The organism is Stenotrophomonas sp. ZAC14D2_NAIMI4_6, assembly GCF_003086875.1.
GTDB lineage: Bacteria > Pseudomonadota > Gammaproteobacteria > Xanthomonadales > Xanthomonadaceae > Stenotrophomonas.
This window is the reverse complement of the sequence record NZ_CP025996.1, coordinates 682,895-707,177: the sequence shown is the minus strand read 5'-3', so window position 1 is coordinate 707,177 and position 24,283 is coordinate 682,895. Positions and strand designations below refer to the sequence as shown.

16 protein-coding genes are annotated in these 24,283 nt (G+C 69.3%); all 16 read right to left on the bottom strand.

Going from position 1 to position 24,283, the window contains the following annotated elements:
- Positions 1-28 precede the first annotated feature (28 nt).
- The 16 genes from pncB to C1933_RS03005 all read right to left on the bottom strand — a co-directional run bounded on the left by pncB (position 29) and on the right by C1933_RS03005 (position 24,039).
- Positions 29-1,216: a nicotinate phosphoribosyltransferase gene (gene pncB, locus C1933_RS03080; RefSeq protein ID WP_108748482.1), complete on the bottom strand. Its 1,188-nt coding sequence runs from the start codon at positions 1,214-1,216 to the stop codon at positions 29-31.
- A gap of 72 nt (positions 1,217-1,288) precedes the next feature.
- A complete protein-coding gene (locus tag C1933_RS03075; protein ID WP_108752139.1) occupies positions 1,289-2,128 on the bottom strand; it encodes a glycosyltransferase family 2 protein in 840 nt (279 codons plus the stop codon).
- Positions 2,125-2,979, bottom strand: coding sequence for a glycosyltransferase (locus C1933_RS03070; RefSeq protein WP_108752138.1), 855 nt, complete (start codon positions 2,977-2,979; stop codon positions 2,125-2,127). The genes C1933_RS03075 and C1933_RS03070 overlap by 4 nt, the downstream gene beginning before the upstream one ends.
- Before the next feature lie 626 nt (positions 2,980-3,605).
- Positions 3,606-5,816 carry a type II secretion system secretin GspD gene (gene gspD, locus C1933_RS03065; RefSeq protein ID WP_108752137.1) on the bottom strand — a complete coding sequence of 737 codons (2,211 nt, stop codon included), beginning with the start codon at positions 5,814-5,816 and terminating at the stop codon, positions 3,606-3,608.
- Positions 5,817-5,825: 9 nt separating this feature from the next.
- Positions 5,826-6,617 (bottom strand): general secretion pathway protein GspN, encoded by a 792-nt coding sequence (locus C1933_RS03060; RefSeq protein WP_108752136.1) that lies wholly within the window; start codon positions 6,615-6,617, stop codon positions 5,826-5,828.
- Complete coding sequence (gene gspM, locus C1933_RS03055) at positions 6,614-7,330, bottom strand: type II secretion system protein GspM (RefSeq protein ID WP_108754724.1); 717 nt, start codon at positions 7,328-7,330, stop codon at positions 6,614-6,616. Before gspM ends, C1933_RS03060 begins: the two co-directional genes overlap by 4 nt.
- The gene (locus C1933_RS03050; RefSeq protein ID WP_108752135.1) at positions 7,311-8,471 is read right to left on the bottom strand and encodes a PilN domain-containing protein; all 1,161 of its coding nucleotides are present in this window, start codon (positions 8,469-8,471) and stop codon (positions 7,311-7,313) included. Before C1933_RS03050 ends, gspM begins: the two co-directional genes overlap by 20 nt.
- Positions 8,468-9,331 (bottom strand): general secretion pathway protein GspK, encoded by an 864-nt coding sequence (locus C1933_RS03045; RefSeq protein WP_108752134.1) that lies wholly within the window; start codon positions 9,329-9,331, stop codon positions 8,468-8,470. The genes C1933_RS03050 and C1933_RS03045 overlap by 4 nt, the downstream gene beginning before the upstream one ends.
- Complete coding sequence (locus C1933_RS03040; protein WP_108752133.1) at positions 9,328-9,963, bottom strand: type II secretion system protein J; 636 nt, start codon at positions 9,961-9,963, stop codon at positions 9,328-9,330. The genes C1933_RS03045 and C1933_RS03040 overlap by 4 nt, the downstream gene beginning before the upstream one ends.
- Positions 9,960-10,379 carry a prepilin-type N-terminal cleavage/methylation domain-containing protein gene (locus C1933_RS03035; RefSeq protein WP_108748474.1) on the bottom strand — a complete coding sequence of 140 codons (420 nt, stop codon included), beginning with the start codon at positions 10,377-10,379 and terminating at the stop codon, positions 9,960-9,962. The genes C1933_RS03040 and C1933_RS03035 overlap by 4 nt, the downstream gene beginning before the upstream one ends.
- The gene (locus C1933_RS03030; RefSeq protein ID WP_108752132.1) at positions 10,376-10,870 is read right to left on the bottom strand and encodes a GspH/FimT family pseudopilin; all 495 of its coding nucleotides are present in this window, start codon (positions 10,868-10,870) and stop codon (positions 10,376-10,378) included. The genes C1933_RS03035 and C1933_RS03030 overlap by 4 nt, the downstream gene beginning before the upstream one ends.
- 6 nt (positions 10,871-10,876) lie before the next feature.
- Positions 10,877-11,320 (bottom strand): type II secretion system major pseudopilin GspG, encoded by a 444-nt coding sequence (gspG, locus tag C1933_RS03025; protein ID WP_108748472.1) that lies wholly within the window; start codon positions 11,318-11,320, stop codon positions 10,877-10,879.
- Between the two features lie 49 nt (positions 11,321-11,369).
- Positions 11,370-12,590: a type II secretion system F family protein gene (locus C1933_RS03020; protein ID WP_108748471.1), complete on the bottom strand. Its 1,221-nt coding sequence runs from the start codon at positions 12,588-12,590 to the stop codon at positions 11,370-11,372.
- A gap of 24 nt (positions 12,591-12,614) precedes the next feature.
- A complete protein-coding gene (gspE, locus tag C1933_RS03015) occupies positions 12,615-14,336 on the bottom strand; it encodes a type II secretion system ATPase GspE (RefSeq protein ID WP_108752131.1) in 1,722 nt (573 codons plus the stop codon).
- A 150-nt stretch (positions 14,337-14,486) separates the two neighbouring features.
- Positions 14,487-16,349: a S8 family peptidase gene (locus C1933_RS03010; protein WP_108754723.1), complete on the bottom strand. Its 1,863-nt coding sequence runs from the start codon at positions 16,347-16,349 to the stop codon at positions 14,487-14,489.
- A gap of 187 nt (positions 16,350-16,536) precedes the next feature.
- Complete coding sequence (locus C1933_RS03005) at positions 16,537-24,039, bottom strand: ESPR-type extended signal peptide-containing protein (protein WP_108752130.1); 7,503 nt, start codon at positions 24,037-24,039, stop codon at positions 16,537-16,539.
- Between the last annotated feature and the right edge of the window lie 244 nt (positions 24,040-24,283).

Genomic DNA, 24,283 nt, shown 5'->3' with positions numbered 1-24,283 from the left:
CGCGCACCCGAAGGCACGCGCTGTTGCCTTACGCCGGTTCTGCGGGGGGAAGCTCGAACACCTGGCGCAGGTAAGCCAGGTAGCCAGGGTCGTCGCACATGCTCTTGCCCGGCGAATCGCTGAGCTTGGCCACCGGCTGGCCGTTGCAGCGGACCATCTTGATGACGATGTTGAGCGGGGTCGGCCCCAGGTCGTTGGTCAGGTGCGTACCCACGCCGAAGGCCACCTGGCAGCGCCCACGGAAGTAATCGTACAGGCGCATGACTTTGGTGATGTCCAGGCCATCGCTGAACACCAGTACTTTGCTGCGGGCATCCACGCGGCGCTGCTGGAAGTGCGCCAGCATGCGGTCGCCCCAGTCGAAGGGGTCGCCCGAATCGTGGCGCACGCCGTCGAACAACTTGCAGAAGTACATGTCGAAGTCGCGCAGGAAGGCATCCAGCCCGACCACGTCGGACAGTGCGATTCCCAGGTCGCCGCGGTACTCGCGCGCCCACGATTCCAGCGCCGCCACCTGCGAATCGCGCAGGCGCGGCCCCAGTGCCTGGAAGGCCTGCAGGTATTCGTGGGCCATGGTGCCGTGCGGGGTCATGCCGTACAGGCGGGCGAAATGCACGTTGCTGGTGCCCACCAGCTGCGGGCCCAGCGCATCGCGCAGCAGCGGCAGCAGGCGTGCATGCCAGTCGCGCGAATAACGCCGGCGGCTGCCATAGTCGGCAATGCGGCACTGTTCGAAACCGGGGGTATCGCGCAGCAGCGCGGCCTTGGCCTGCAGACGGCGCTCGCCCTCGGCGAAATCGGCGGTGGTGGTGTTGCGGAACCAGACTTCGTTGATGATCGCCAGCAGCGGCACTTCAAACAGAATGGTGTGCAGCCACGGCCCGGTGATGTCCAGGTCGATCTCGCCGGGTACGGTCTGCGACGGGCGCAGGCGGATGTACTTGCGGTCCAGGTGGAACAGGCCGAGGAAATCGGCGAAGTCCGGCTTCACGAAGCGCAGGCCACGCATGTAGTCCAGCTCGGCATCGGTGAACCGCAGGCTGCACAGATGATCGATTTCCTCATCGATCTGTTCGATGTAGCGCGCCAGATCGATACCGGGGTTGCGGCACTTGAACCGGTACTGCACTTGGGCGCTGGGGTACTGGTGCAGCACCGCCTGCATCATGGTGAACTTGTACAGGTCGGTGTCGAGCAGGGACTGGATGATGGCCATGGCGCCATTATGCGCCCGATCAGGTGAATCGCGTTCCCGCAATCGGGCAAATACCCCGCCCCTACCCGGCGGTCAGAGCGCCTTGCGCAGCAACCGGGGGACCAGAAGCAGCGCATGCGCCCAGATCGCGCCCCACACCAGCCCCCGCACCGGCCACGAGCGCTGCTTCGCCTCGAACTTGCTGAAATAGCGCCACAGGCCACGGTGCTTGTGCCATTCCACGAAGAACGGCCGCGAGCGGCTGGAGACCCCACGCACATGGGTGACCTGCAGATCGTTGGCGATGGCCACCACCCCACCGGCGTCGCGCACGCGGCGGCACAAGTCCAGGTCTTCGGCATGCAGCCGGTACCCCGCATCCCAGCCGCCGATGCGGTCGAACAAGACGCGCGGCATCAGCAGCAGCGCGCCGGACAGGGCCGGCACCACCTGCAGCGTCTGCTGCGGATCACGCGGGATGGCCAGCCGGCCGCCACGGCTCGGCGAGCGCAGCATGGCCAGGAAATCCGGATCGCGGCGGCGCACGGCATCGTCGGCCTGGCCCTGCTCGTCCACCTGTTCCACCCCCAGCAGCGCATCCCCCAGGCCTTCGGCGCGCGCGCGCAGCGCGGCCAGGGTGTCGGGCTCGACCATCAGGTCCGGGTTGATGAAGGCCAGCCAGGGGCTGTGCGAATCGGCCACGCCCTGGTTGTTGGCTGCGGCGAAGCCGGGGTTGTCCGGATTGCCGATGAAGCGCACGCGCGCATCGTGGCTGGCATGGCGCTGGATGATGTCCAGCGTGTCGTCCAGCGAGCCGTTGTCGATGACGCGGATTTCGGCCACGTCCTGCGACTGGCGCAGCCGCGACAGACAGGCATCGATGGTGCTGCCGCTCTGGTAGGTCACAACGATGGCGGCGATGGCGGACTTCAAGCGGGCGACTCCGGCGGCGATGGCTGCGCGAACAGGTCGCCCTGCCCGCGCGGCATTATCGCCTGCTGCAGCTGCTGTTGCAGATCCTGGCGCAATCCGTGCAGCGGGTCGTGCATCAGGAAATCGGCCAGCCGCGGCATCCAGCCGGGCCAGCGCGCGGCCAGCGCTTCCAGGTCACCTTCGCGGCTGGGGGCTTCGCCGGCGCGGCTGACGAAGGCGTTCTCGCACAGCACGTTGCGCCAGCCCAGACCGGCCATGCGCAGGCTCAGGTCCACCAGCGCGGCATTCCAGCCCAGGTAACTGTCCACGTCCAGGCCACCCGCGCGGCGGCGCGCGTTGCCGCGCACCAGCACCGCATGGGTCACCGCCGAAGGCAGTTCGGGGTGCAGGCTGGGCAAGGCGCCGCAGGTGTGGGCCAGCAGGGCCGGATCAGCCGGTTCCGGATTGATCTCGCCCAGCCGTGGCCAGGCGGCGGTTTCGCCGGCGTTGCACCAGGGTGTGGCGGTGGCGATGGCGGCATCACGGGCGAAACAAGCCTGCAGCTGTTGCAGCCAACCGGGCGCTGGCACGCAGTCCGGCGCGAGCACGGCCACATCCAGCCCTTCGCAGGCACGCAGCATTTCATCCAGGTGGGCCACTTCGCCCAACGGTCGCGCGCGACGGGTGTATTCGGCCTGCAGCGGTGTATGCGCCAGCCAGTGTTCGACCACGGCCTGCGCACGCGGCCCGGCCTGCGCATCGTCGGCCAACCAGACGGCGGTACCGGGTGCGGTACCGGCATCCAGCGCGGCCAGGCAGCGGTCCAGCACGGCATCGTCCACGCCCAGCGGCAACAACACGATCGCCCCCATCCCGCCTCCGTGGTTGTCGGTGGCGGTAGGTTAGCACCGGCAGGGCTGCGCCCTGCACCCCTGTAGAGTCGAGCCATGCTCGACTGAAGCAACATCAAAGGCGGGCGATCCGTGGGTTGGCGGGGTGGGTCCGGTTGCGGGGGACGCCGCAAATACGTCCATGTAGGCTCGGTCGCGGCATCCATGCCGCTCACACCCCCTCAACCGGACCCACCCCGCTTTCGACAGTTTCCTGCGATCTGTCGGAACGGCACGGGGTCGGATCCCGTTCTGAATATTGGTATCTGACGGAAAAATCGTGTCGACCAAGGTCGACACCTACCCAAAGCCGCGCGTCCCAGTAGAGCCACGCCATGCGTGGATCATTCATTCGATATCCGACAGATGTGCCGACCAACAGTCGGCACCCACCAACAGCCGCGTGAACCTGTCGAAGGTGGGGCGGTGTCGGATTGCGGGGTGTCCGCCGCATGGATGCGGCGGCCAAGCCTACACGGACGTACTTGCGGCGTCCCCGCAATCCGACACCGCCCCGCCAACCCACGGAATGCGGCTTTTGACGTTGCCGTTGCCGTTGCCGTTGCATTGAGCATGTGCAGGGCTGCAAGCCCTGCAAAAGAAAAACCCTACTTCTTGCGCTCGCGCGTGGGGAACGGTTCCATTGCACGGAAGCGGTTGCTGTATTCGTCAGTCAGCGTCCGCGCTTCCTGCCCGTTGCGCACGATCGTCGGGGTCAGCAGCACGATCACTTCCGAACGCTTGTTCACCTTGCCCTTGCTGCCAAACAGACCGCCGATGATCGGCAGGCGGCTCAGGCCCGGGACACCGTTGGAGGTGTCTTCATCGGAGTTGGTGATCAGGCCGGCCAGCATGATGGTGTCACCGCTCTGCAAAGCCGCCTCGGTGGAAATCTTGCGGGTGTTGATGGGCGGGTTGCAGGTGGTCTTGGTTGCGTCACAACCCGACGGGGTCGCGCCGGCCGAACTGACTTCCTGCACGATGTCCAGGAACACCACGCCATCGCGGGTGATGCGCGGGCGCACCTTGAGGATCACGCCGGTATCCAGGTACTGCACCTGGCTGTAGGTGCTGTCGCTGATGCCGGTGTTGAGCGATACCGAGTTGATCGGAATCTTGGTGCCGACGTTCAGCTGCGCCTCGGCGTTGTTGCGCACGAAGATGGACGGGGTCTGCAGCAGGCGCAGATTGGTCACCTGGTCCAGTGCGCTGACCACCGCCGCGGCGTTCTTGCCGAGGAAGGTCCAGCCAGTCTCGCTGCCGGTGATGGCACCGGCGAAGCTGCCCCAGATGTTGCGACCCAGTGCACTGGGCAAGGTCGCGCCGCCGGTGGCGCCGGTGTAGCTCTGGCCCTGCACGGCGTTCTCGAAGAACCAGTTGACGCCGTACTTCAGGTCGCCGGTCAGGTCGACCTCGGCTACCTGCGCTTCGATGTGCACCTGCATCGGCATCACGTCGAGCTTCTCGATCACTTCGCGGATCGAACGCCAGGCCTGCGGGGTGGCGCGCACCAGCAGGGCATTGGTTTCTTCCACCGCCGAAACACCGACGGTATCGCCTTCCACATCAAGGCTGACGCTGATGTTGCCCTCCTGGCGCTGGGGCAGGTTCATCGCACTGGCCATGCCACCGCTGGCGCCGCTGGTGCCGTTGCTGCTGCCACCGAAATCGCTGCTGTTGTTGCTGTTGCTGGTATCGCCGCCGCGGCTGTCCAGCTGCATCGGCGTCGCGCCCGGGGCCAGCCCGGCCGAGGAACCCCGGCTGTTGCGGTTGTTGCTGCTGGCGAAGGCTTCGGCCAGGCGCTGGGCCAGATCGCGCGCCTTGATGTAGCGCAGCTCGTAGGAGAACAGGCGCGCGCTGCCACCGGCGGTGTCGATGCGATCCAGCCACTGCTGGATCTGGTCCAGGTAGCGCACCTGCGGGGTGATGACCAGCACGGCGTTGGCGTTTTCCAGCGGCAGGAAGCGGAACATGCCGGCGCTGGGCGTCTTGCTGTCCTCGCCGAAGACCTTCTCCAGATCGCTGGCGACCTGCTCGGCCTTGCCCGACTGGATCGGGAACACGCCCACCGACATGCCCGACAGCCAGTCGACGTCGAAGATCTCGACGGTGTGCAGGTAGTTTTCCAGCTCGGCGCGGGTACCCCCGAGGGTGATCACGTTGCGGCCGGTATCAACGTTGACGATGGCGTTGGGCCGCGCGTACGGCTCCAGCACTTTCTTCATTTCGCTGGCGGATATGAACTGCAACGGCACCACCCGTACCTCGAAGCCACGCGCGCTGGAAGCCGGTGCGGTGCTCGGTGCGACGGTGCCGGCCAGCGCCTGGTCGGCGGCGACGATGTTGTAGCGGCCACCGCTGTAGACCATGCGCGCGTTGTTCCAGCCCAGCACCATTTCCAGCAGGTTCAGCGCCTGTGCCGGCGACACCGGCTTGGGCGTGGCCAAGGTGACCGTGCCCTGCACGCCCGGCGCGATGACGTAGTTCTGACCCAGCATGTCGCCGAGGATGGCCTTGACCACCGCATGCACCGACTCGCCTTCGAAGTTGAAGGTGGCGCTGCCACCGCTGGCCGAATGCAGCGCCGGTGACGGCGCACGTGCGGCTTCGCGGTTGATCATGGTGCCGCTGCCGCGGCGGATCACCGCCTGCGGTGTCCCTGCGGCGGCATCACCCTCGACGACCTGGGGATCGGCCGCCGCGGCACCGGCTTGTGCTGGCGGCGGGGTGGCACTGCGATGAACGTTCGGGCCGGACACGGTGGCGCAGCCGACCAGCAGCGTCAGGGCGAGGGACCAGGGCAGAAAACGCAGGTTCATGCATTCACTCTATCGGTTGGTGCCATCGCCCGGGGGCGGCGACGGTTGTTGCTGCTGTTGCTGCAGCTGACGGCGACGGGCCTGGATGCGTTCGCGGATGGCCTGCATCTGCGCTTCGCTAGGACCGTTGGCATTGGTGTTGGGGGCGGGCGTGCTCTGCGCCGCCGGACCGGCAGCCGAAGAGGCCGCGAGGTCGACCGGGCGCTGGGCGCTGCTGTTGCTGCCGCTGGCCGGGCTGGGTGGCGGTGGCGGCACCACCACGCCTGCCGGCGGCACCGCACCATTGGCGCCGCGCAGCACGGTCGGCGGTTCGCCGCCCTGCCCGTTGAAGGTGGCCAGTTCCAGCACCTGGTTGCCCGACGGGCCGATGACCGTGGCCTGGCGCGGTTCCAGCGCGACCAGCTGCCAGCCGTCCACGGCCTCGCCGTTCAGGCGCAGGCGCAACGAACGGTTCTGTTCGGTGGTGAAGGTGGCCATGCTGAAACTGTCGGTCAGCAGCACACCGGTCAGGCGCAGGGCCGCGCTGGCGGCCGGTTCGCTGCCGCCCAGCAGATACGGGCGCGGGCGCCGGTCTTCGGCAAACAGCGGACGTTCGCTGATGGCGCTGTAACTGTCGGCCGCGGCCATGCGTTCGGGCGCCAGTGGCGGCAGCGAGGGCAATGCAGCGGCACCGCCGGTATCGTCCGGGCCTGCTGGCAGGCGGCTACCCAGGCCGAAGCCAGTGGCCAGCCACAAGGCGCCCGCCCAACCGGCCACGGCCAGCAGCAGCCCCGTGCGCAGGGGTAGCGCATCGAGCTTCATTCGGCGCCCTCCCCTGCATCGGAATCGGCGGCGGCATCGGCCGCGGCATCCGCGGCCGGCTCAGCCGGAGCGGCTGCTTCCGGTGCAACGACCGCGGCGTTGGCAACCGCCGGCGCTGCGCTGTCGGCCGCCGCGCCGGGCAACAAGTAACCGGCCAGCTCGAAGGACACATCCAGGCCCAGGCCGGATTCATTGGCCGACTGCTGGAAGCGCTGCGCGATCAGGTTCAGGTTGTCCACGAACAGGCGCGGGCTGCCGGTTTCCAGGCTGTGCAGCACGGTGGCCAGTTCGGCCACGCCACAGCGCAGCCGCACCTGCATGGCCACGCGCACGAATTCGGCATCGCGTCGGTTGTCGGTCAGCGGCGTGCGGTTGCTGATCGTGCAGCTGCGGTTGCCGGGGCTGGCCATGGCCACCGCATCCTGCAGCCGTGCGCCCAGCGCGGCGGCGGCCGCCTCGGCAGTGGCTTCGCGCAGGAAGCCGGGGCGCTGTTCCAGCACCTGGCGGGTTTCCGTCAAGCGTTGTTCGATCTGCGGCTGCTGCTGCAGCTGCGCCTGCACGCGCTGCTGGCGTTCGCGCAGCGCGGCCACGTCTTCGTTGATGGCCAGCAGCGGCTGGGTGAACCAGGGGTGCACCAGCAGCAGGTAGGCCACGCCCAGCACGGCCAGCAACAGGGCCAGCGCCAGCCAGCGGTCACGGCGTGGGTTGGGCATCGGCATCGGCCGCCTCCTTGCGTGCAGCGGGGGCGGGAGCGGCGGCGGCCGGCAACGGCTGCAGTTCGGCGGTGAGGGTGAAGCGGTCGCGGCCACTGCTGGCACCGTCGGCCTGCAGCACGCCCGTCAGGTTCACCTTGCGCCACTGCGGCGCATCCTGCAGCAGCGCGACCAGTTGCGATGCCTGCCCGCTAAGCCCGATCAACTGCAGGCTGTTGTTCTCGATCGCCAGTTTTTCCAGATAGGTGCCGTCGGGCAGGCGCCGGGTCAGCTCGGTCCACAGTTCCACCGTGGTGGCACGCTGGCTGCGCTGCTTTTCCAGGAAGGCGGCGCCGTCGATCAGCGCCTGCAGCTGGCTGCGTTCACTGGCCACGCCGCGGGCACTGCGGGCGCTGCGTTCGACCTGTTCGCGCAGGGCGTCGGCAGCGTCGCGCCGGTTGTCCAGCAGCTGCAGTGCGGCCAGCACCAGCATCACGAGGGCGGCGGCGGCCAACACCAGGTTCCAGCGCCGGCTGGGATCAACGCGGCGCTGGCGCTGCGCCGGCGGCAGCAGGTTCACCTGCAGCGTTTGGCCGTGTTCGTCGATGGCATCCACGCCGGCCAGGGCATCGGCCCAGTCACCGGCCTGGCTGCGCCAGGTGTCCAGCTGGCGCAGCGGCCAGGCGACCAGCTCGACCTGCAGCAGGCCGTCGCCGGCCGTGCCCAGGGCGCGCACGTCGTAGCTGACCTGGCTGGCCTCGAAGGGCGTCTGCCGGTCGATTTCATAGCCCACCACGGCGTGCAGGCGATCGGCGGCGGCGCTGGGCAGGCGCAGGCTGCGGCGCAGCACCTGCGCCACCGGCAGCAGCCAGACGCGCGGCAGGCGCCGCAGGCGCGGTTCCAGCACGCGGTCCAGATCGGCCGGCGCCAGCGGCCACGGCAGGCGCACCACGCGTTCGGGGCCGGCACTGCCATCACGCCAGACCTGCACCTGGTCGCCGTCGCGCTGCAGCAGCAGGCGCGCCTGCGACCAGCCCAGCGCCCACTGCCAGCGTGCCGGCACCCAGGCCAGCAACGATTGCCGCCACCAGCGCAGGAAATGGCCGACGCCAGGGCCGATCCGGCCCTGCACCTGCCGCACGCTGTCCTGCCATGCTGTCATCTTGCTGCCATTCCCTGCTCCCAGCGAAGCACTGTGTAGGTCTGGCCGGGCACTCCGCCCGAGCCGTTGCGTACCACCGCCTTCAGAACCGACTGGCGTCCACTGCCGTCGATGGCGCGGCACTCGATACTATAGGTGCCGCTGCCGCTGGCAAGGGTTGACGTGCCCGCACCTGAATCTTCGTCACGCTCCTGCTGGGCCCGTTGCGCCAGTACCTGCTCGGCGTCCAGCCCCAGCGCCGCCAGCACCGGGGCAGTGGCGAAGCGCGGATCGGGCCGCGCCATGCGGCTGTACAGGGTGATGTGCGGCAGCATGGCCTGGTACAGCGCCGCGCGCATGCCCAGCACCCGCTGCAGCTCGCCCAGGGTTTCGAAGCGCTTGTTGCGCGGGCCGTACGGCAGGCCGGCCGCTGCGTAATCGGGCGCTTCGGCGCCACCGCCGGGCTGCTGCAGACTGTCCTCGTCACGCCAGTCGATGATGGCCCCGGCCAGCCGCTGTGCATCGTCGGGGCTTTCGCCCAGTGCCTTCAGGAAGGCGGTGAGCAGCGCAGCGTCGGCGACATTCAGATTGATCTTGCCGTTCTCGTCCACCACGCGGATATCCACGCGGGCATCGTCGAACTGCCACCGGTAGGTGCGGCCGTCGGCCTGCCAGGCCGGGCGCTGCGGATCGGCGCGCAGTCGCATCAGCGCATATTCCAGGCCGGCACGCGCACGTTCCTGGCCGCGCCCGTCGTCATCCAGCACCCGCTGCTGCAGGTGCTCGACCCGGGCGGTCAGCGCGAATGCGCCCACCAGCGCGGTCATCAGTGCGATCAGCCACAGCACCAGCACCAGCGCGGCCCCGCGCATGGCCCTCATCGGATACCTCCGGCGGCACCACCGGCACGCAGGGCGACCACCAGCGGCGGCCAGGCCGGGCCGCGCGCGGGCCGCACCTGCACTTCCACCAGCAACGGCAGGCGGCGGGTATCGTCCCAGCGCGGCAACCAGTCGGTCATCTGGCCGCTGGCTGCATCCACGCCGCGGTAGCGCAGCTGCACATCGCGCAGATGCTCGGCCAGCACTTCCGGCGCACGCGGCGGGGTTTCCGGCAGCTGTTCGCCTTCCTGCAGCAGCACCAGGCCCAGCAGCAGGCGGCGCTCGCCGGCCTGGCCCTCCACCTGCAGCGCATGCAGGTAGGGGCCACCGCGGCCCAGGTAACCCGGCAGATCGGCCACGAACTGCATGCCGCTTTCATCGCCACTGAAGTACACCGGCTCGCGGGTGGGGTCCGGTACTTCCATCGGACTGCGCAGCGCCGCACTCAACTGCCGCCGCAGCAGCCCCTGCACCGCGCGCATGCGCTCGCTGTCGGCGGCGATCTGTTCACCACGCTGGCTGACCGCCATGGCCGAGCGCACGCTGGCAAACGCCAGCGCCAGGCCGCCGGCCAGCAGCACGGTGGCCAGCATCACTTCCACCAGGGTGAAGCCGCGTGCCTGCCGTTTCACCGTGCACGCTCCAGGTCCGGCGGCAGCAGGCGCAGACTGCGCCAACGCAATTGTTCGCGCGCGCCATCGCCCCAGCGAACCTGCAACTGCAGTTCGGCCAGCCAGGGCGCGCCGGGGGAATCGGCGACGGGCACGTTGCCCGCGCGCGGCTCCACCCAGGGCTGCACCTGCAGTTCCCAATGGAAGCGCCCCTGCTCCCACTCGCCCTGCTGGCGCCCGGCCTGCAGCGGTTCCTCCACCCCTGCGGCGGCCAGCAGCGATTGCGCATGCAGCACCGCACGGGTGCGCAGCTCGGCGTCCTTCACCTGCCGCGCGCCGCCGGACAGGCTGCCCAGCAGCAAGGTCAGCGCCAGGCCCAGCAGGGCGAAGGCCACGATCACTTCCAGCAGGGTGAAGCCACGCGCGCGCCGCTTCATTGCGCCTGCCACGGGCCGGAGCGTACTTCGCCGGTCAGCCAGCCCACGTCGATGCGCCATTCGGCGCTGTCGCGCTGCAGGCGGATGCGGCCACCGCTGGCGCCGCCGTCCGGATGGAACTCGATCACGCCCTGCCCTGCACCAGTGGACAACTGAGCGGCGCCTTCGAACTGCACCTGCAGCGTTTCCGGCAGCGTGCCCTGGCGCTGGTTGGCGCCGGTCCAGCGGTGCTGCGCCGGTTCGATCACGAACCGCTGCGGTTCGCCCCGCGCGATGGCCTGGGCGCGCACCATGCGCAGCTGGTTGGCGATGTCCTTGCCGGCGCTGCGCAGCTGCATGCCGGCGAAGCCGCGCGACAGGCCCGCGGCGGTGATCAGGCCGATGGCGGCAATCAGCGCGATCACCAGCAGCATTTCCAGCAGCGACAGGCCCGCTGCACGCCTGCCGTGCAGGCGCGGTCGGGGCAACCGGCGCGGCAGGATGCGGATCATGCAGGCTTACGGCTCGTAGCGGATATCGGCATCGACACTGCTGCCGCCCTGCTTGCCATCCTTGCCCAGGCTGATCAGATCGTAGGGCTGGCCTTCACCCGGTGCGCGGTATTCCAGCGCATGCCCCCACGGGTCGTTCAGATCGGCCGCCTTGGCGTACGGGCCCAGCCAGCCACCGGTGCCGGCCGGGGCGTTGATCAGGTCTTCCAGCGTGCCCGGCAGCTTGCCGGTATCGAGCTGGTAGTTGTCGATCTTGGAAGCCACGGTCTGCACCTGCGCCTTGGCGATGTTGGCCTTGCCGCGGTCGGCGCCGCCCAGCACGCGGCTGGCGACCAGGGTCAGCACCGCGCCGATCAGCACGATGACGATGATGATTTCCAGCAGGCTCATGCCCGACTGGTGGCGAGCGGCGGTGAAGGAAAGGCGGATCGGTCGACGGGAAGCAATCATGGTCGGTCCTTTCAGGTACGGAACAGCGGGAGTGTGGGAAGGGCCATCATCAACCGATGGCATTGGTCAGGTCGTACAGCGGCACCAGCACGGCCACGATCACCGCGCCGACCACCGAGGCCAGCACCAGGGTGATGGCCGGCACCATGGCCGCCAGCAGGCGATCGATGCGGCGGGCACTGTCCTGTTCAAAGGTATCGGCCGCCTTCAGCAGCATGGTGTCCAGCGCGCCGGATTCTTCGCCCACCTGGATCATCTGCAGGGCCAGGCGCGGGAAGCGCTTGCCGCGCGACAATGCCAGCGACAGGCCGGCACCGTTCTTCACTTCGTCTGCGGCGCTGTCCACATCGGTGGCCAGCGCGCGGTTGCCCAGCACGTTGCGGGCGATGCCCAGCGCCCCCAGCAGCGGCACGCCGTTGCGCAGCAGGGTGCCCAGGGTACGTGCCAGGCGCGCGGTTTCCAGTTCGCCCAGCAGGCGGCCGATGCCACGGCGCTGCAGCAGCCAGCCATCCAGTGCCAGGCGGAACGCGGGCTGGCGCAGTTTGCGTTCCAGCAGCAGCACCAGCACCGCCGGCACCACCAGCAGCAGGATCCACCAGTCGCGCACGAACAGGCCGATCTGCAGCACGATGTTGGTGAACCATGGCAACGCCACGTCCAGGCTTTCGTACATCTGCGCGAACTGCGGCACCACGTAGCCCAGCAGGAACAGCAGCGCACCGCCCACCACCACTAGCAGGATGGCCGGGTAGACCAGGGCGTTGACCACCTTGCCCTGCAGCGCGCGGCTGCGTTCCAGGTAATCGGCCAGGCGCTGCAGCGTGTCGTGCAGGCTGCCACCGGCTTCGCCGGCACGCACCATGTTCACGTACAGGCGCGAGAACAGACCGTGCTGCCGTTCCAGCGCGGTGGACAGCGGCGCGCCGCCACGCACTACGTCGCGGATGTCGGTGATCGCCCGGCGCGAACGCTCGTCTTCGGGCAGGCCCAGCAGGATCGACAGCGCGCGATCCAGCGGCTGCCCAGCGGCCAGCAAGGTGGCCAGCTGCTGGGTGAACTGCAGCAACGCCGCGCCCTGCAGCGGCCGCGGCCGGAACAGGCCACGCAGGCTGCTGCCGCCCACGGCACCGCCATCGGCCAGCCGGGTTTCCATGGGCAGGTGCCCCTGGTCCTGCAGGCGCGCGATCAGCTCGGCTTCGCTGGCCGCTTCCATCTGGCCATCGAAGACTTCGCCATGCGGGTTCAGCGCCTTGTAGCGGTAGTTCGGCATGTCAGCAGCAGGCTCCGGCGCGCATCAACCCTCCTCGGTCACGCGCAGCACTTCTTCGATGGTGGTCTGCCCGCTCAACGCCTTGGCCAGGCCATCTTCGTACATGGTGCGCATGCCGGCCTCGCGGGCGATGCGTTCGATTTCGCCCATGCCATCGCGGCGCATGACCGCGCGACGCAGCGCATCGTTCATCACCAGGAATTCCATGATGGTGGTGCGGCCCAGGTAACCGGTAGGCGCCAGCGCCGACGGCTTCGGGCGGAACAGATGGATGGTGCCCTGTGGCTGCAGGCGGCGCAGTTCGAAGCGTTCGATTTCCTCCGGCGAGGCCTCGTAGCGCTCGGCGTGGGTGGGCTCCAGGCGGCGCACCAGACGCTGGGCCAGGATGCCGTTGATGGTGGACGTCAGCAGATAGTCTTCCACGCCCATGTCGAGCAGGCGGGTGATGCCACCGGCGGCGTTGTTGGTATGCAGGGTGGACAGCACCAGGTGACCGGTCAGCGCCGACTGGATCGCGATGCGCGCGGTTTCCAGATCGCGCATTTCGCCGATCATGATGATGTCCGGATCCTGGCGCACGATGCTGCGCAGCGCGTTGGCGAAATCCAGGCCGATCTGCGGCTTGGCCTGGATCTGGTTGATGCCTTCGATCTGGTACTCGACCGGGTCTTCGACGGTGATGATCTTGACGTCGGCGGTATTGAGCTGGCTGAGCGCGGTGTACAGCGTGGTGGTCTTGCCCGAGCCGGTGGGGCCGGTGACCAGCAGGATGCCGTGCGGCTGTTCCAGCACCTTGCGGAACTGCGGCAGGAAGGCATCGGTGAAGCCCAGCCGGTGGAAGTCGAACACCACGGTTTCGCGGTCGAGCAGGCGCATGACCACGCTTTCGCCATGCGCGGTGGGCACGGTGCTGACACGCAGGTCCAGTTCTTTGCCCTGCACGCGCAGCATGATGCGGCCATCCTGCGGCAGGCGGCGCTCGGCGATGTTCAAGCGCGCCATGATCTTGATGCGGCTGATCACCGCTGCGGTCAGATTGGCTGGCGGGCTTTCGCCTTCCACCAGCACGCCGTCCACGCGGTAACGCACCTTCAGCCGGCTTTCGAACGGTTCAACGTGGATATCGGAGGCGCGCAGTTCCACCGCCCGCTGGATGACCAGGTTGACCAGGCGGATGACCGGTGCTTCGGAGGCCAGGTCGCGCAGGTGTTCGATGTCGTCCACCGCGCCGCCTTCACCATCGGCGGTTTCCACGATGGCGCCCATCGCGCTGCGGCCCTGGCCGAACCAGCGTTCAACCAGATCGTCGATTTCCGCGCGCATGCCCAGCACCGGGGTGACCGGTACGCCCAACGCCAGCTGCACGGCCTGCTGCGGGTAGGGATCGTGCGCATCGGCCAGCCACAGGCGTACCCCGTGCTCGTCCAGCGCCAACGGGCAGACATGGAACTGCTTCAGGAACCGCTGCGACAACGGCAACCCTTCGGCCAGCGACTGCGGCGGGGCCTCGGGCAACTGCTTGCCTTCCAGCAGCGGCAGGCCGAGCACGTCGGCGCTGGCCTGCGCTTGGTCACGTTCGGAGACCAGGCCCAGCCGCACCAGCAGCGCCAGCAGGCTGCCGCCGGCTTCGGCATGCAGCGGCCGCGCGCGCGCTAGGTCAGCATCCTTCAACCGGCCACGCGACAGCAGGGCATCCAGGATGCGGCCTTCGGCGTCGTCGTGGGCGGTAGCAGCGAGCGCGTTCACATGACTCTCCTGTCGATCGCCCTGACTTTAGCAGTTTGGCCGGGGTTTCCGCCGTCCTGCACGCGCAGGACCACAAAAGACGACGCCCGTCACCTTCCGGTAACGGGCGCCGCCAATTCACTTACGACAACATCTGCAACCGCTGGGCCGTTACTGGGTGGCCAGGATGGTCACGCCGCCGAATGCCGCCTCGCCCACCACCTTCACGTAGTAGGTGCCGGCGACCGGCTTGGCCACGCGCACGGTTTCGGTGTTGCCCGGGCGCGTCGACTTGGCATCGTTGTCGGTGGCGGTGGGCACGCGGCCCTGCGCCAGGTAGACCGACACGTTGCCGGTGCCGCCATAGGTCAGCACGCTCAGCTGCTTGCCGGCTTCAGCCTGGAAGGTGTAGACGGTTTCGCTGCCGGCAGCGCCGGCCACGCCACTGATGGCCACCTTGTTGGTCAGCGGGATGCCTTCCGGCTCGCAGTTCTCGGTGCACGGTTCCTTCAGCGCGGCATCCAGTGCGGCCTTGGCATCGACGATGCCGGTGCCGATCGGGGTGGCGGCCGGAATGGTGACCGGGAAGCGACGTGCCGACTGCTTCAGCAGCGTTTCCAGCGCAGCGGGGCTGAGCGGATCCTTGCCATTGGCAGCCAGTGCGCTCTGCACCAGCGCGGCCACGGCAGCCACGTGCGGCGAGGACATCGAGGTACCGCCCTTGCCCATCAGCACCCACTCACCGGCATCGGGCGTGGTGTCGGAGCTGGAGCCGACCTGCCAGATGTAGCCGTTCGGGTTGCCGTCCACGCTGCCGCCGCCACCCGGTGCGGCCAGATCGACCACCGCGCCGTAGTTGGAGTAGTAGGTGATGCCGCCGGTGACGCGGGTGGCGCCGACCGAGACCACGTTGGCGCAGCTGGACGGACGGTAGTTGGCGGCGTTGTCGGTTTCGTTGCCGGCGGCCACCACCACCAGGGTGCCGCGCGAAACGGCACCGTTGATCGCATCCTGGTAGGCCGCGTCGCACGCGCCGCCGCCGCCCAGGCTCATGTTGATGATTTCAGCCGGGGTGGTGTTGGCCGGAATGCCGGCCACGGTGCCACCGGAGGCCCAGGTGATGGCGTCGCTGATGTCGGCCAGGGTGCCGCCGCACTTGCCGAGCACGCGCACCGGCAGCACCTTGGCCTTGTAGGCCAGGCCTGCCAGCGCGCTGCCGTTGTTGGTCACTTCGGCGATGGTGCCGGCCACGTGGGTACCGTGCCAGGAGCTGCCTTCCGGCTGCGAGCCGTTGTAGCACTCGTTGGCCGTTTCCACCCAGTCACCGTAGTCGGTGGCGCCCGGGGCGCGACCGTCGGTCGGGCGGCGCGAGGATTCCTTGTCGCTGATGAAGTCGTAGCCCGGCAGCAGGTTGTCGCCGAAGTCCGGCACGCCCGGCAGGATGCCGGTGTCGAGCACGGCCACCACCACGCCTTCGCCCTGCGAGACATCCCACGCCGCCGGTGCGTTCACGCCGCTGGTGGCGTTGTAGAAGTTCCACTGGTACTGGGCGTAGTTCGGATCGTTGGGCACCAGTGCCGGCTGCGCATTGCTGGCGCGCAGGTCCGAACGCTGCAGGCGCACGTTGGCCACGGCGTACTGCACCGACGGATCGGCGTTCAGTTCGGCCAGCACCTTCTTCATTTCCGCGCCGGCCAGGCGCGACTTCAGGCGGATCAGATCGCTGCCGGTGCCCAGCTTGCGCTCGACCTGCGGCGACAGCGACAACGCGCGGCTGCTGGTGCCGCTGCTGACAATCGCGCGCGACAGCGCCGACTGAACGACGGTGAGCTTGCTCGAACGGTCACTGGCGGCGGCGGTACCGGTGCGGTACTTGACGATGATGCCGTCCACGGCCTGCTGGTCGGCGCTGGCCACACGGGCCGGTGCGCTGGGCGTGCCCGGATTGATCGCATGGGCGGCACCGACGCCGACCGTCAGCGACAGCACGGCGGCAGCCAGTACGTTGATGCGAAGGTTCTGCTTCTTGGTCACGTTCGAAATCCTCTTCAAGGTCATGGTTGAGCTTTCCTTCTCCACCCAGTGCACGGGCGGAGCTCACTACGGCCATCATTCCCTGCGACTGCCCTGGCTGGCCCACCAGGGTTGCCGTGCCTCGCCCCCTCAGGCCTTCACTGCATGACGTGCCGGTGGCACGTGGCCACCGGCACGCGCTTCCCGCTTACCAGCCGAAGCCGGCACCGACGCCGACCGAGGCGTCATCACTGCTGAACGCACCGCCCAGGGTGACCGTGGCGCGATCGCTGATCGCACGCTGGTAGCCCAGCGACATCGCCGATTCGCCGCCCTGGAAACCGATGCCGACGCCGACCCGGTTCTGGGTGCGGATACCGGCGGCACTGGTGGCCATGTTCAACATGGCCGCGCTCATCGCACCCTGGCGGTCGATGCGGCGGTCCATGTGGCGCAGGCGTCCATCAACTTCGCCCTTGAACACATCGAAGCTGTCGGCGACGGCCTGCACGCGGCTGTCGGTGTAGCTGTTAGCGGTGGTGATGCCGCGATCCAGCTGGCTCTTGTTCACGGCATCGGTGGCGGCCGTACCGGCGGCCACGTTGGTGACCTGGCGTTCGTTGCCCTCGCTGCCCACCGACACGGTGTTGGCACGATCGGCAATCGAACCCTGGCCCAGGGCCACCGCGTTGGCGGCCGAGGCCGTCGCGCCCTGGCCGATGGCGGTGGACGAGGCCGCACTGGCGACTGCGCCCTCACCCACGCTGACCGCACCGACGGCGGCAGCCGGCTGTGCGGTGCTGGTGCCACCCACGCTGGGCTTGGCCGGGATGTCGGTGCGCGATGCCACCGGATCCGACTCGGCCGCGGTGGACAGTTCGGCCACCGACGCCTGCGCGGTGGTGCTGGCGCTGCGCAGGCTGGCCGTGGCGGTGCTGGCGGTGCTGGCGCGGCTGGAACCACCGGCGGTGCGCTGGTCCAGCTCGGTCACCTTGCGGTCCAGCGCGCCCAGTGCGTCGCCCACGTTGCTGTAGGTGCTGCCCTGGATCACGTAGTTCGGTGCCACGAACACGCCCTGCAGGCCGACGCTGGCGCCACCGCCGAGGAAGCTGGCGGCATCGCTGAGCGACTGGAACAGCTGGCCACCGGTGACCGCCTGGCGGCTGCCGGCGGCGATGCTGCCGGCGCCCACGTTGTCGATCGTGGTGCCATCCATGCCGGACAGGGTCAGGCGATCGCGGCTGGCATCGTCGTAGCCGACGGCATTGGCGGTGCTGGTTTCCATGGTGGCGATGCGCGAGTCGAAATCACCCACGCGGGTTTCCACCGCACCCACGCGCTGGTTGGTCACGTTCAACTGCGAACCGGTGACCGCATCGGTGCTGCCGGCGGCAATGCGGCCATCGGCCACGTTGACGATGCGGCGGGTGGCCGGACCGGCGGTGCCATTGCCACCACCGACCGACACCACGTTGGCTTCCACGGCGCGCGAACCGGCACCCAGGGCCACCGAGTTGTTGCCGGTGACGCCACTGTTGGCACCCAGCGCCAGAGCGGCGTTGCCGATGGCGGTGGCACCGCTGCCGACCGCATTGCTGCGGCTGCCGCTGGCCGTGGCGTTGGCCCCGATGGCCACCGCGTCGGTGCCCGACGCCGTTGCCGTGCCGGTGCCGCTGGCCTGGAAGCGCTGGCCGACCGCATCGGCGGTGGCGGCAACCGCATCCAGCTGGCCCTTGTTCACGGCATCGCTGGCTTCGGTACCGGCGGCGACGTTGGTGATCTGCCGCTGCGCGGTGGCCGTGCCGACCGACACCGTGTTGGCGCGGGTGGCCTGCGAACCGCTGCCCAGCGCGACGCTGTTGGCCGCACTGGCGCTGGCGTTGGCACCCAGTGCGGTGGCGTCGGCCGCATCGGCCCAGGCGTTCCAGCCGATGGCGGTGGCGTAGTCGTCGGTGGCCCAGGCACCGGCGCCGAACGCGGCCGAGCCGGTACCGCTGGCACGGGCCGGGATCAGGCCGAAGTAGGTGCTGCCACCAATGGCCACGCTTTCAGCGCCGCTGGCCTCGCTGGCATTACCCACGGCCACCGAACCGGCGCCGCTGGCGGTGGCGAACACGCCGGCCGCGGTGCTGTTGGCGCCGCTGGCCAGGGTGCCGTAGCCCAGCGCCGAACCGAGGCGACCGCTGGCTTCGCTGTAACCACCCACGGCGGTGGTGCCATCGGCCGAGGCCGAGGCGCGGAAGCCGCTGGACAGCGACTGTGCGCCGCTGGCGATGGCTTCGGCACCGTTGGCGGTGCTGTACACGCCGGTGGCCTGTGCGCCGGCACCGGTAGCGGTGCTGCTCACTGCACTGGCGACAGCGCCACTGCCCAGGGCGGCACTGTCTTCGCCGCTGGCCTGTGCGTTGGTGCCGACCGCGGCCGCATTGCCGCCGGTGGCCAGGCTGTTGAAGCCGACCGCGGTGGCGTTGGCCGCAACGGCGGTGGCGCCACTGCCCAGGGCGGTGCTGCCATCGCCGATGGCATTGGCCGCCTCACCGGCCGCCAGCGCGTTCTCGCCTTCCACGTAGGCGCCGGCGTCGCTGTCGTCGCTGCCGCTGGCCTGGAAGTACTTGCTGGTGGCTTCGGCGGCGGCGGCCACTGCATCCAGCTGGTCCTTGTTCACCGCATCGGTGCCCTCGGTACCGGCGGCCACGTTGGTGATCTGGCGCGTATTGCCCGCACCGCCCACCGACACCGTGTTGTCACGGTCGGCAATGGAGTCGGCACCCAGGGCGACGCTGTTGGCGCCCTGCGATTCGGCTGCGTTGCCCAGCGCGGTGCTGTTGGTACCCGGTGCCCAGGCGCCGCCACCGACGGCGGTGGAGTAGTCACCCGATGCTTCGGTGGCCAGCAGGCCGAACAACGAACCACCGACGGCCACCGCATTGGTGCCGGTGGCCAGGCTGCCCTGGCCGGTAGCGGTGCTGTAGGCGCCCGAGGCCTCGGCATCGCCGCCCAGGGCGACGCTGTTGGAACCGGAGGCGTTGGCGAAGTTGCCCAGTGCGGTGGCGTTGAACGCCGATGCGCTGGAATAGCCGCCGATGGCGGTGCTGTAACCGCCGGTGGCTTCGGCACCGATGCCGAATGCCGCCGAGGCGGTGCCGCTGGCCACGCTTTCGCTGCCCACCGCGGTGGATGCCTCGCCGCTGGCGGTGCTGAAGTAGCCCACGGCCACCGCTTCTTCGCCGCTGGCTTCGGACAGCACGCCGCTGGCGGTACTGCCGGCGCCACTGGCCACGGCGGCCGCACCGAAGGCGGCACTCTGTTCGCCGCTGGCTTCACTTTCGGCACCGTGCGCAGTGGCGTACTCGCCGGTGGCCTGTGCATTGGCACCGACCGCGCTGGCGTGGGCAGCCGTGGCCAGGGCGTTGAAGCCGATGGCCTGCGCATTGCTGCCGATGGCGTTGGCACCGGCGCCCAGCGCGCTGGCACCGTCACCAATGGCATTGGCCGCTTCACCGGCCGCCAGCGCGTTGTCCCCTTCCACATAGGCGCCGGCATCGCTGTCGTCGCTGCCGCTGGCCTGGAAGTACTTGCTGGTGGATTCAGCGGTGGCGGCAACGGCGTCGAGCTGCGACTTGTTCACCGCATCGGTGGCCTGGGTACCGGCGGCCACGTTGGTGACCTGGCGTTCGTTGCCGGCACTGCCCACCGACACGCTGCCGTCGCGGTCGGCGACCGAGCCTGCGCCCAGCGCGACCGCATTGCTGCCGCTGGCCGTGCTACCGGCGCCCAGGGCGATGGCGCTTTCGCCGCCGGCCACCGTGTTGGTGCCGATGGCGATGCTGTTGATGCTGTTGCCCAGTGCCTGGAAGCCCAGTGCCACGCTGTTGGCGCCGTAGCTGAAGGCACCGCGGCCGACCGCAGTGGAACTGGTGCCGTTGGCCCAGCTGTTGTAGCCGATGGCGGTGGCGCCATTGGCACTGGCCCATGCGGCCGGGCCGAACGCAGAGGCGTTGCTGCCGGTCGCCCAGGCGCCGGAACCGAATGCGGTGGCGCCCGCTTCGCTGGCGGTGCTGTAACCGCCCACGGCGGTGCTGTCATCGGCCCCGGCAAACGCGCTGTCACCGATGGCGACGGCATAGCTGCCGGTGGCGCGCGACTTGCTGCCCGCCGCGAAGCTGTTGTCGCCGGTGGCCTGCGCGCCGCTACCGAAGGCATTGCTGGTCAGCCCGGTGGCCTGCGCCGCGTTGCCCACGGCGGTGGAACCGGCCGACGCAGTGGTCCCCACCTGCACCGGGTTGCCTTCGTCGTCCAGCAGCGGCTGGTTGTACTCGTCGTAGGCCTGGCCCAGGCCACCCACGGCCACCGCGCCATCGCCGTCGGCGAAGGTGTTGCGGCCCAATGCCACGGCATCGGCGCCCAACGCGCCGGCACCGGCACCCTGCGCCAGCGCACCGGCACCGATGGCATTGCTGGCCGAACCGGCCGCGACCGCACCTGCGCCCTCGGCGTAGGCACCGGCATCGGTGCCCTCTTCGGCCTGCGCCTGGAAGAAGTGCGCGGTGGTATCGGCGGTGTCGGCCACGGCATCGAGCTGCGCCTTGTTCACCGCATCGGTGGCTTCGGTACCGGCGGCCACGCTGGTGATCTGCCGTTCGTTGCCGCTGCTGCCCACGGCCACGCTGTTGTCACGCACCGCTTCGGAGTTCGCGCCCAGGGCGACGCTGTTGGCACCGCGCGCGGTGGCGTAGAAGCCGACCGCCGTGCTCTGCGCGCCACTGGCCCAGGTCTGTGCGCCCAGCGCGCTGGACTGTTCACCCGGTGCGTAGGCGAAGTAGCCCACGGCCGTCGCCTCGGCACCCGACGCTTCGGTGAGCGTGCCGTTGGCCGTGGCGTAGTCGCCGCTGGCAATGGCACCGGCGCCGACCGCCGTGGCGGCTTCGCCGCTGGCCTGGGTCTGCACGAAGAAGCCCAGGCCGGGAATCAGGTCAGCCGGGCCACCGATGGCCACGCTGCTGGTGCCGGTGGCCACGCTGCTGGTGCCCAGCGCGGTGGAGTAATCGCCAATGGCGTTGGACACGGCGCCGAACGCCGCCGACTGCGCACCGCCAGCATAGGCGCCCACGCCGTAGGCGCTGGAGGCGAAGCCACCGGCTTCGGCGCTGGCACCGACGGCGGTGCCGCCCACGCCGGCGCTGGTTGCACCGGTATCGACCGGCACGCCGCCGTTGGTGATCAGCGGGTTGCCCTGCTCGTCCACGGCGGCACCACCGACGGCCACGCTGCCCGGGCCCACGGCCTGCGCGTTGTTGCCGAAGGCGGCGCTGTTCTGGCCGCTGGCCAATGCGTTGAAGCCCACCGCGGTGGCATTGCTGTTGACCGCGGTGGCGCCGCTGCCGAGTGCGGTGGTGCCATTGCCCAGGGCATTGGCGGCCTCACCGGCGGCGGTGGCATTGCTGCCATCGGCGAACGCACCGGCGCTGCTGTCATCGCTGCCGGTGGCCTTGAAGTAGGTGCTGGTGTTTTCGGCCACGCTGGCCACTGCATCCAGCTGGCCCTTGTTCACCGCATCGGTGGCTTCGGTACCGTCGGCCACGTGGGTGATCTGGCGTTCGTTGCCGTCGGCGCCGACGGCCACCGTGTTGTCACGGTCGGCCTGCGAGGCGGCACCGATGGCCACGCTGTTGCTGCCATTGGCGGTGGCGCTGGCGCCCAGTGCGGTGGACTGCGCACCATCGGCCCAGGCGTTCCAGCCGATGGCCGTTGCATAGTCTTCGGTGGCCCAGGCGCCGGCACCGTAGGCCGCCGCACCGTAGCCGCTGGCGCGCGCCGGAATCAGGCCGAAATAGGTGCTGCCGCCGATGGCCACGCTCTCATCGCCGCTGGCTTCGCTGGCCTCACCCACGGCCACCGAACCGGCGCCCGTGGCCGTGGCAAACACGCCGGCCGCGGTGCTGTTGGCGCCGCTGGCCACGGTGCCGTAGCCCAGCGCCGACCCGAGGCGACCGCTGGCTTCGCTGTAACCACCGACCGCGGTGGTGCCATCGGCCGAAGCCGAGGCGCGGAAGCCGCTGGACAGCGACTGCGCGCCGCTGGCGATGGCTTCGGCACCGTTGGCGGTGCTGTACACGCCGGTGGCCTGCGCGCCGGTGCCGGTCGCGGTGCTGCTCACTTCGCTGGCCACCGCGCCGCTGCCCAGTGCGGCACTGTCGCTGCCGCTGGCCTGCGCGTTGCTGCCCACGGCCGCAGCATTTTCACCGGTGGCCGAGCTGTTGTAGCCCACGGCCGTCGCGTTGGCCGCAATGGCCAGTGCGCCGCCGCCCAGCGCGGTGGTGCCATCGCCGATGGCATTGGCCGCTTCACCGGCGGCCAGTGCGCTGTCGCCCTCGGCCAGTGCGCCGGCGTCGCTGTCGTCACTGCCGCTGGCCTGGAAATACTTGCTGGTTGCTTCGGCGGCGGCGGCCACTGCATCCAGCTGGTCCTTGTTCACCGCATCGGTGCCTTCGGTGCCGGCGGCCACGTTGGTGATCTGGCGCGTGTTGCCTGCGCCACCCACCGACACGGTGTTGTCACGGTTGGCGATGGAGTCAGCACCCAGGGCGACGCTGTTGTCGCCCTGCGCTTCGGCGGCATTGCCCAGTGCCGTGCTGTTGGTACCCGGCGCCCACGCGCCGCCACCGACGGCGGTGGAGTAATCGCCCGATGCTTCGGTTGCGAGCAGGCCGAACAGGGCGCCACCGACGGCCACGCTGTTGGTGCCGCTGGCAATGCTCGCCTGGCCGGTGGCGGTGCTGTTGGCACCGCTGGCCTGTGCATCACCGCCGACCGCGACGCTGCTGGAGCCAGTGGCGTTGGCGGCATTGCCGACCGCCGTGGCGTTGAATGCAGATGCGTTGGACAGGCCGCCCAGCGCGGTGCTGTAGCCGCCGGTGGCTTCGGCGCCGACGCCGAAGCTGGCCGATGCGGTACCACTGGCGACGCTGCCGGCACCAACGCTGGTGCTGCCGCTGCCGCTGGCCTGGGCCTGCGCACCGACGGCCGTCGCGCTGTCGGCGCTTGCCTGCGCGGCGCTGCCCAGCGCGGTGGTGTCGTCGCCGCTGGCCGTGGCGTCGGCGCCGGCGGCCAATGCGCCCTCGCCGTCGATCTGCGCCGCGTCGCTGTCATCGCCGGCACCGTCGGCCTTGAAGTAGCGGCTGCCTTCTGCAGTGGCCGCGGCCAGTGCGGCCTGGGTGGCCTGCGCCTGTGCCTGTGCCTGCGCATCCAGCTGCGCGCGATTTACTGCATCGGTGGCCGCCGTGCCCGCGGCCACGTTGGTGATCTGCCGTTCGTTGCCGCTGGCGCCGACCGACACCGTGTTGGCGCGGTTGGCCGTCGAGCCGGCGCCCAGCGCCACGCTGTTGGCCGCGCTGGCGGTGCTGCCGGTGCCGACCGCAACCGCGTTGCGGCCACTGGCGTTGGCGCTGCCATCGACCACGCACTGGTCGATCACGCTGCTGCTGATCGTTACGCAATTGGCGTTGCCGCCCACTTCCACCGACTGCGCCTGCGCCAGGCTTGTCCAGCCCAGGGCCATCAGCAGGCCGGCGGCAAGCACCGTCGGCGCGCTGCCGCCCTGCTTCTGCCGCTTGTCGACAACCGTACCGGCCTGGTCCGAGGTTGCCAGTTCCGAGGCAACGACCAACTGACCCAATGCTTTGTTCCAGACCTTGCGATAAATCCGATTCATCGATACGGCTCCTGAGTGGACTGGTTTTTAGGCAAAGCAACGCCATCGCTGGGCCATCCGGCCCAACGTCCCCTGGGGGCGTCTATTCGCGTGATTTACGACGGTGTTCGCGCAGAACGCGCAGAGAGGCAAGAGCGCCTTCCGTTGCGCAATGCGTTACTACGAAATGAATGAATTCAAAACGGACTGGCAGTGTTAACGTGAAGATTATCTTCCGTCAAGAGTTTGACGGAACAAAACCTAC

What these genes read in the sequence shown, in the direction of transcription:
- gspD (WP_108752137.1), bottom strand. Translation starts at nt 5,816, where the DNA reads ATGAACCTGCGTTTTCTGCCCTGGTCCCTCGCCCTGACGCTGCTGGTC.
- gspG (WP_108748472.1), bottom strand. Translation starts at nt 11,320, where the DNA reads ATGATTGCTTCCCGTCGACCGATCCGCCTTTCCTTCACCGCCGCTCGC.
- pncB (WP_108748482.1), bottom strand. Translation starts at nt 1,216, where the DNA reads ATGGCCATCATCCAGTCCCTGCTCGACACCGACCTGTACAAGTTCACC.
- C1933_RS03050 (WP_108752135.1), bottom strand. Translation starts at nt 8,471, where the DNA reads ATGACAGCATGGCAGGACAGCGTGCGGCAGGTGCAGGGCCGGATCGGC.
- C1933_RS03005 (WP_108752130.1), bottom strand. Translation starts at nt 24,039, where the DNA reads ATGAATCGGATTTATCGCAAGGTCTGGAACAAAGCATTGGGTCAGTTG.
- C1933_RS03060 (WP_108752136.1), bottom strand. Translation starts at nt 6,617, where the DNA reads ATGAAGCTCGATGCGCTACCCCTGCGCACGGGGCTGCTGCTGGCCGTG.
- C1933_RS03070 (WP_108752138.1), bottom strand. Translation starts at nt 2,979, where the DNA reads ATGGGGGCGATCGTGTTGTTGCCGCTGGGCGTGGACGATGCCGTGCTG.
- C1933_RS03035 (WP_108748474.1), bottom strand. Translation starts at nt 10,379, where the DNA reads ATGAAGCGGCGCGCGCGTGGCTTCACCCTGCTGGAAGTGATCGTGGCC.
- C1933_RS03030 (WP_108752132.1), bottom strand. Translation starts at nt 10,870, where the DNA reads ATGATCCGCATCCTGCCGCGCCGGTTGCCCCGACCGCGCCTGCACGGC.
- C1933_RS03045 (WP_108752134.1), bottom strand. Translation starts at nt 9,331, where the DNA reads ATGAGGGCCATGCGCGGGGCCGCGCTGGTGCTGGTGCTGTGGCTGATC.
- gspM (WP_108754724.1), bottom strand. Translation starts at nt 7,330, where the DNA reads ATGCCCAACCCACGCCGTGACCGCTGGCTGGCGCTGGCCCTGTTGCTG.
- C1933_RS03020 (WP_108748471.1), bottom strand. Translation starts at nt 12,590, where the DNA reads ATGCCGAACTACCGCTACAAGGCGCTGAACCCGCATGGCGAAGTCTTC.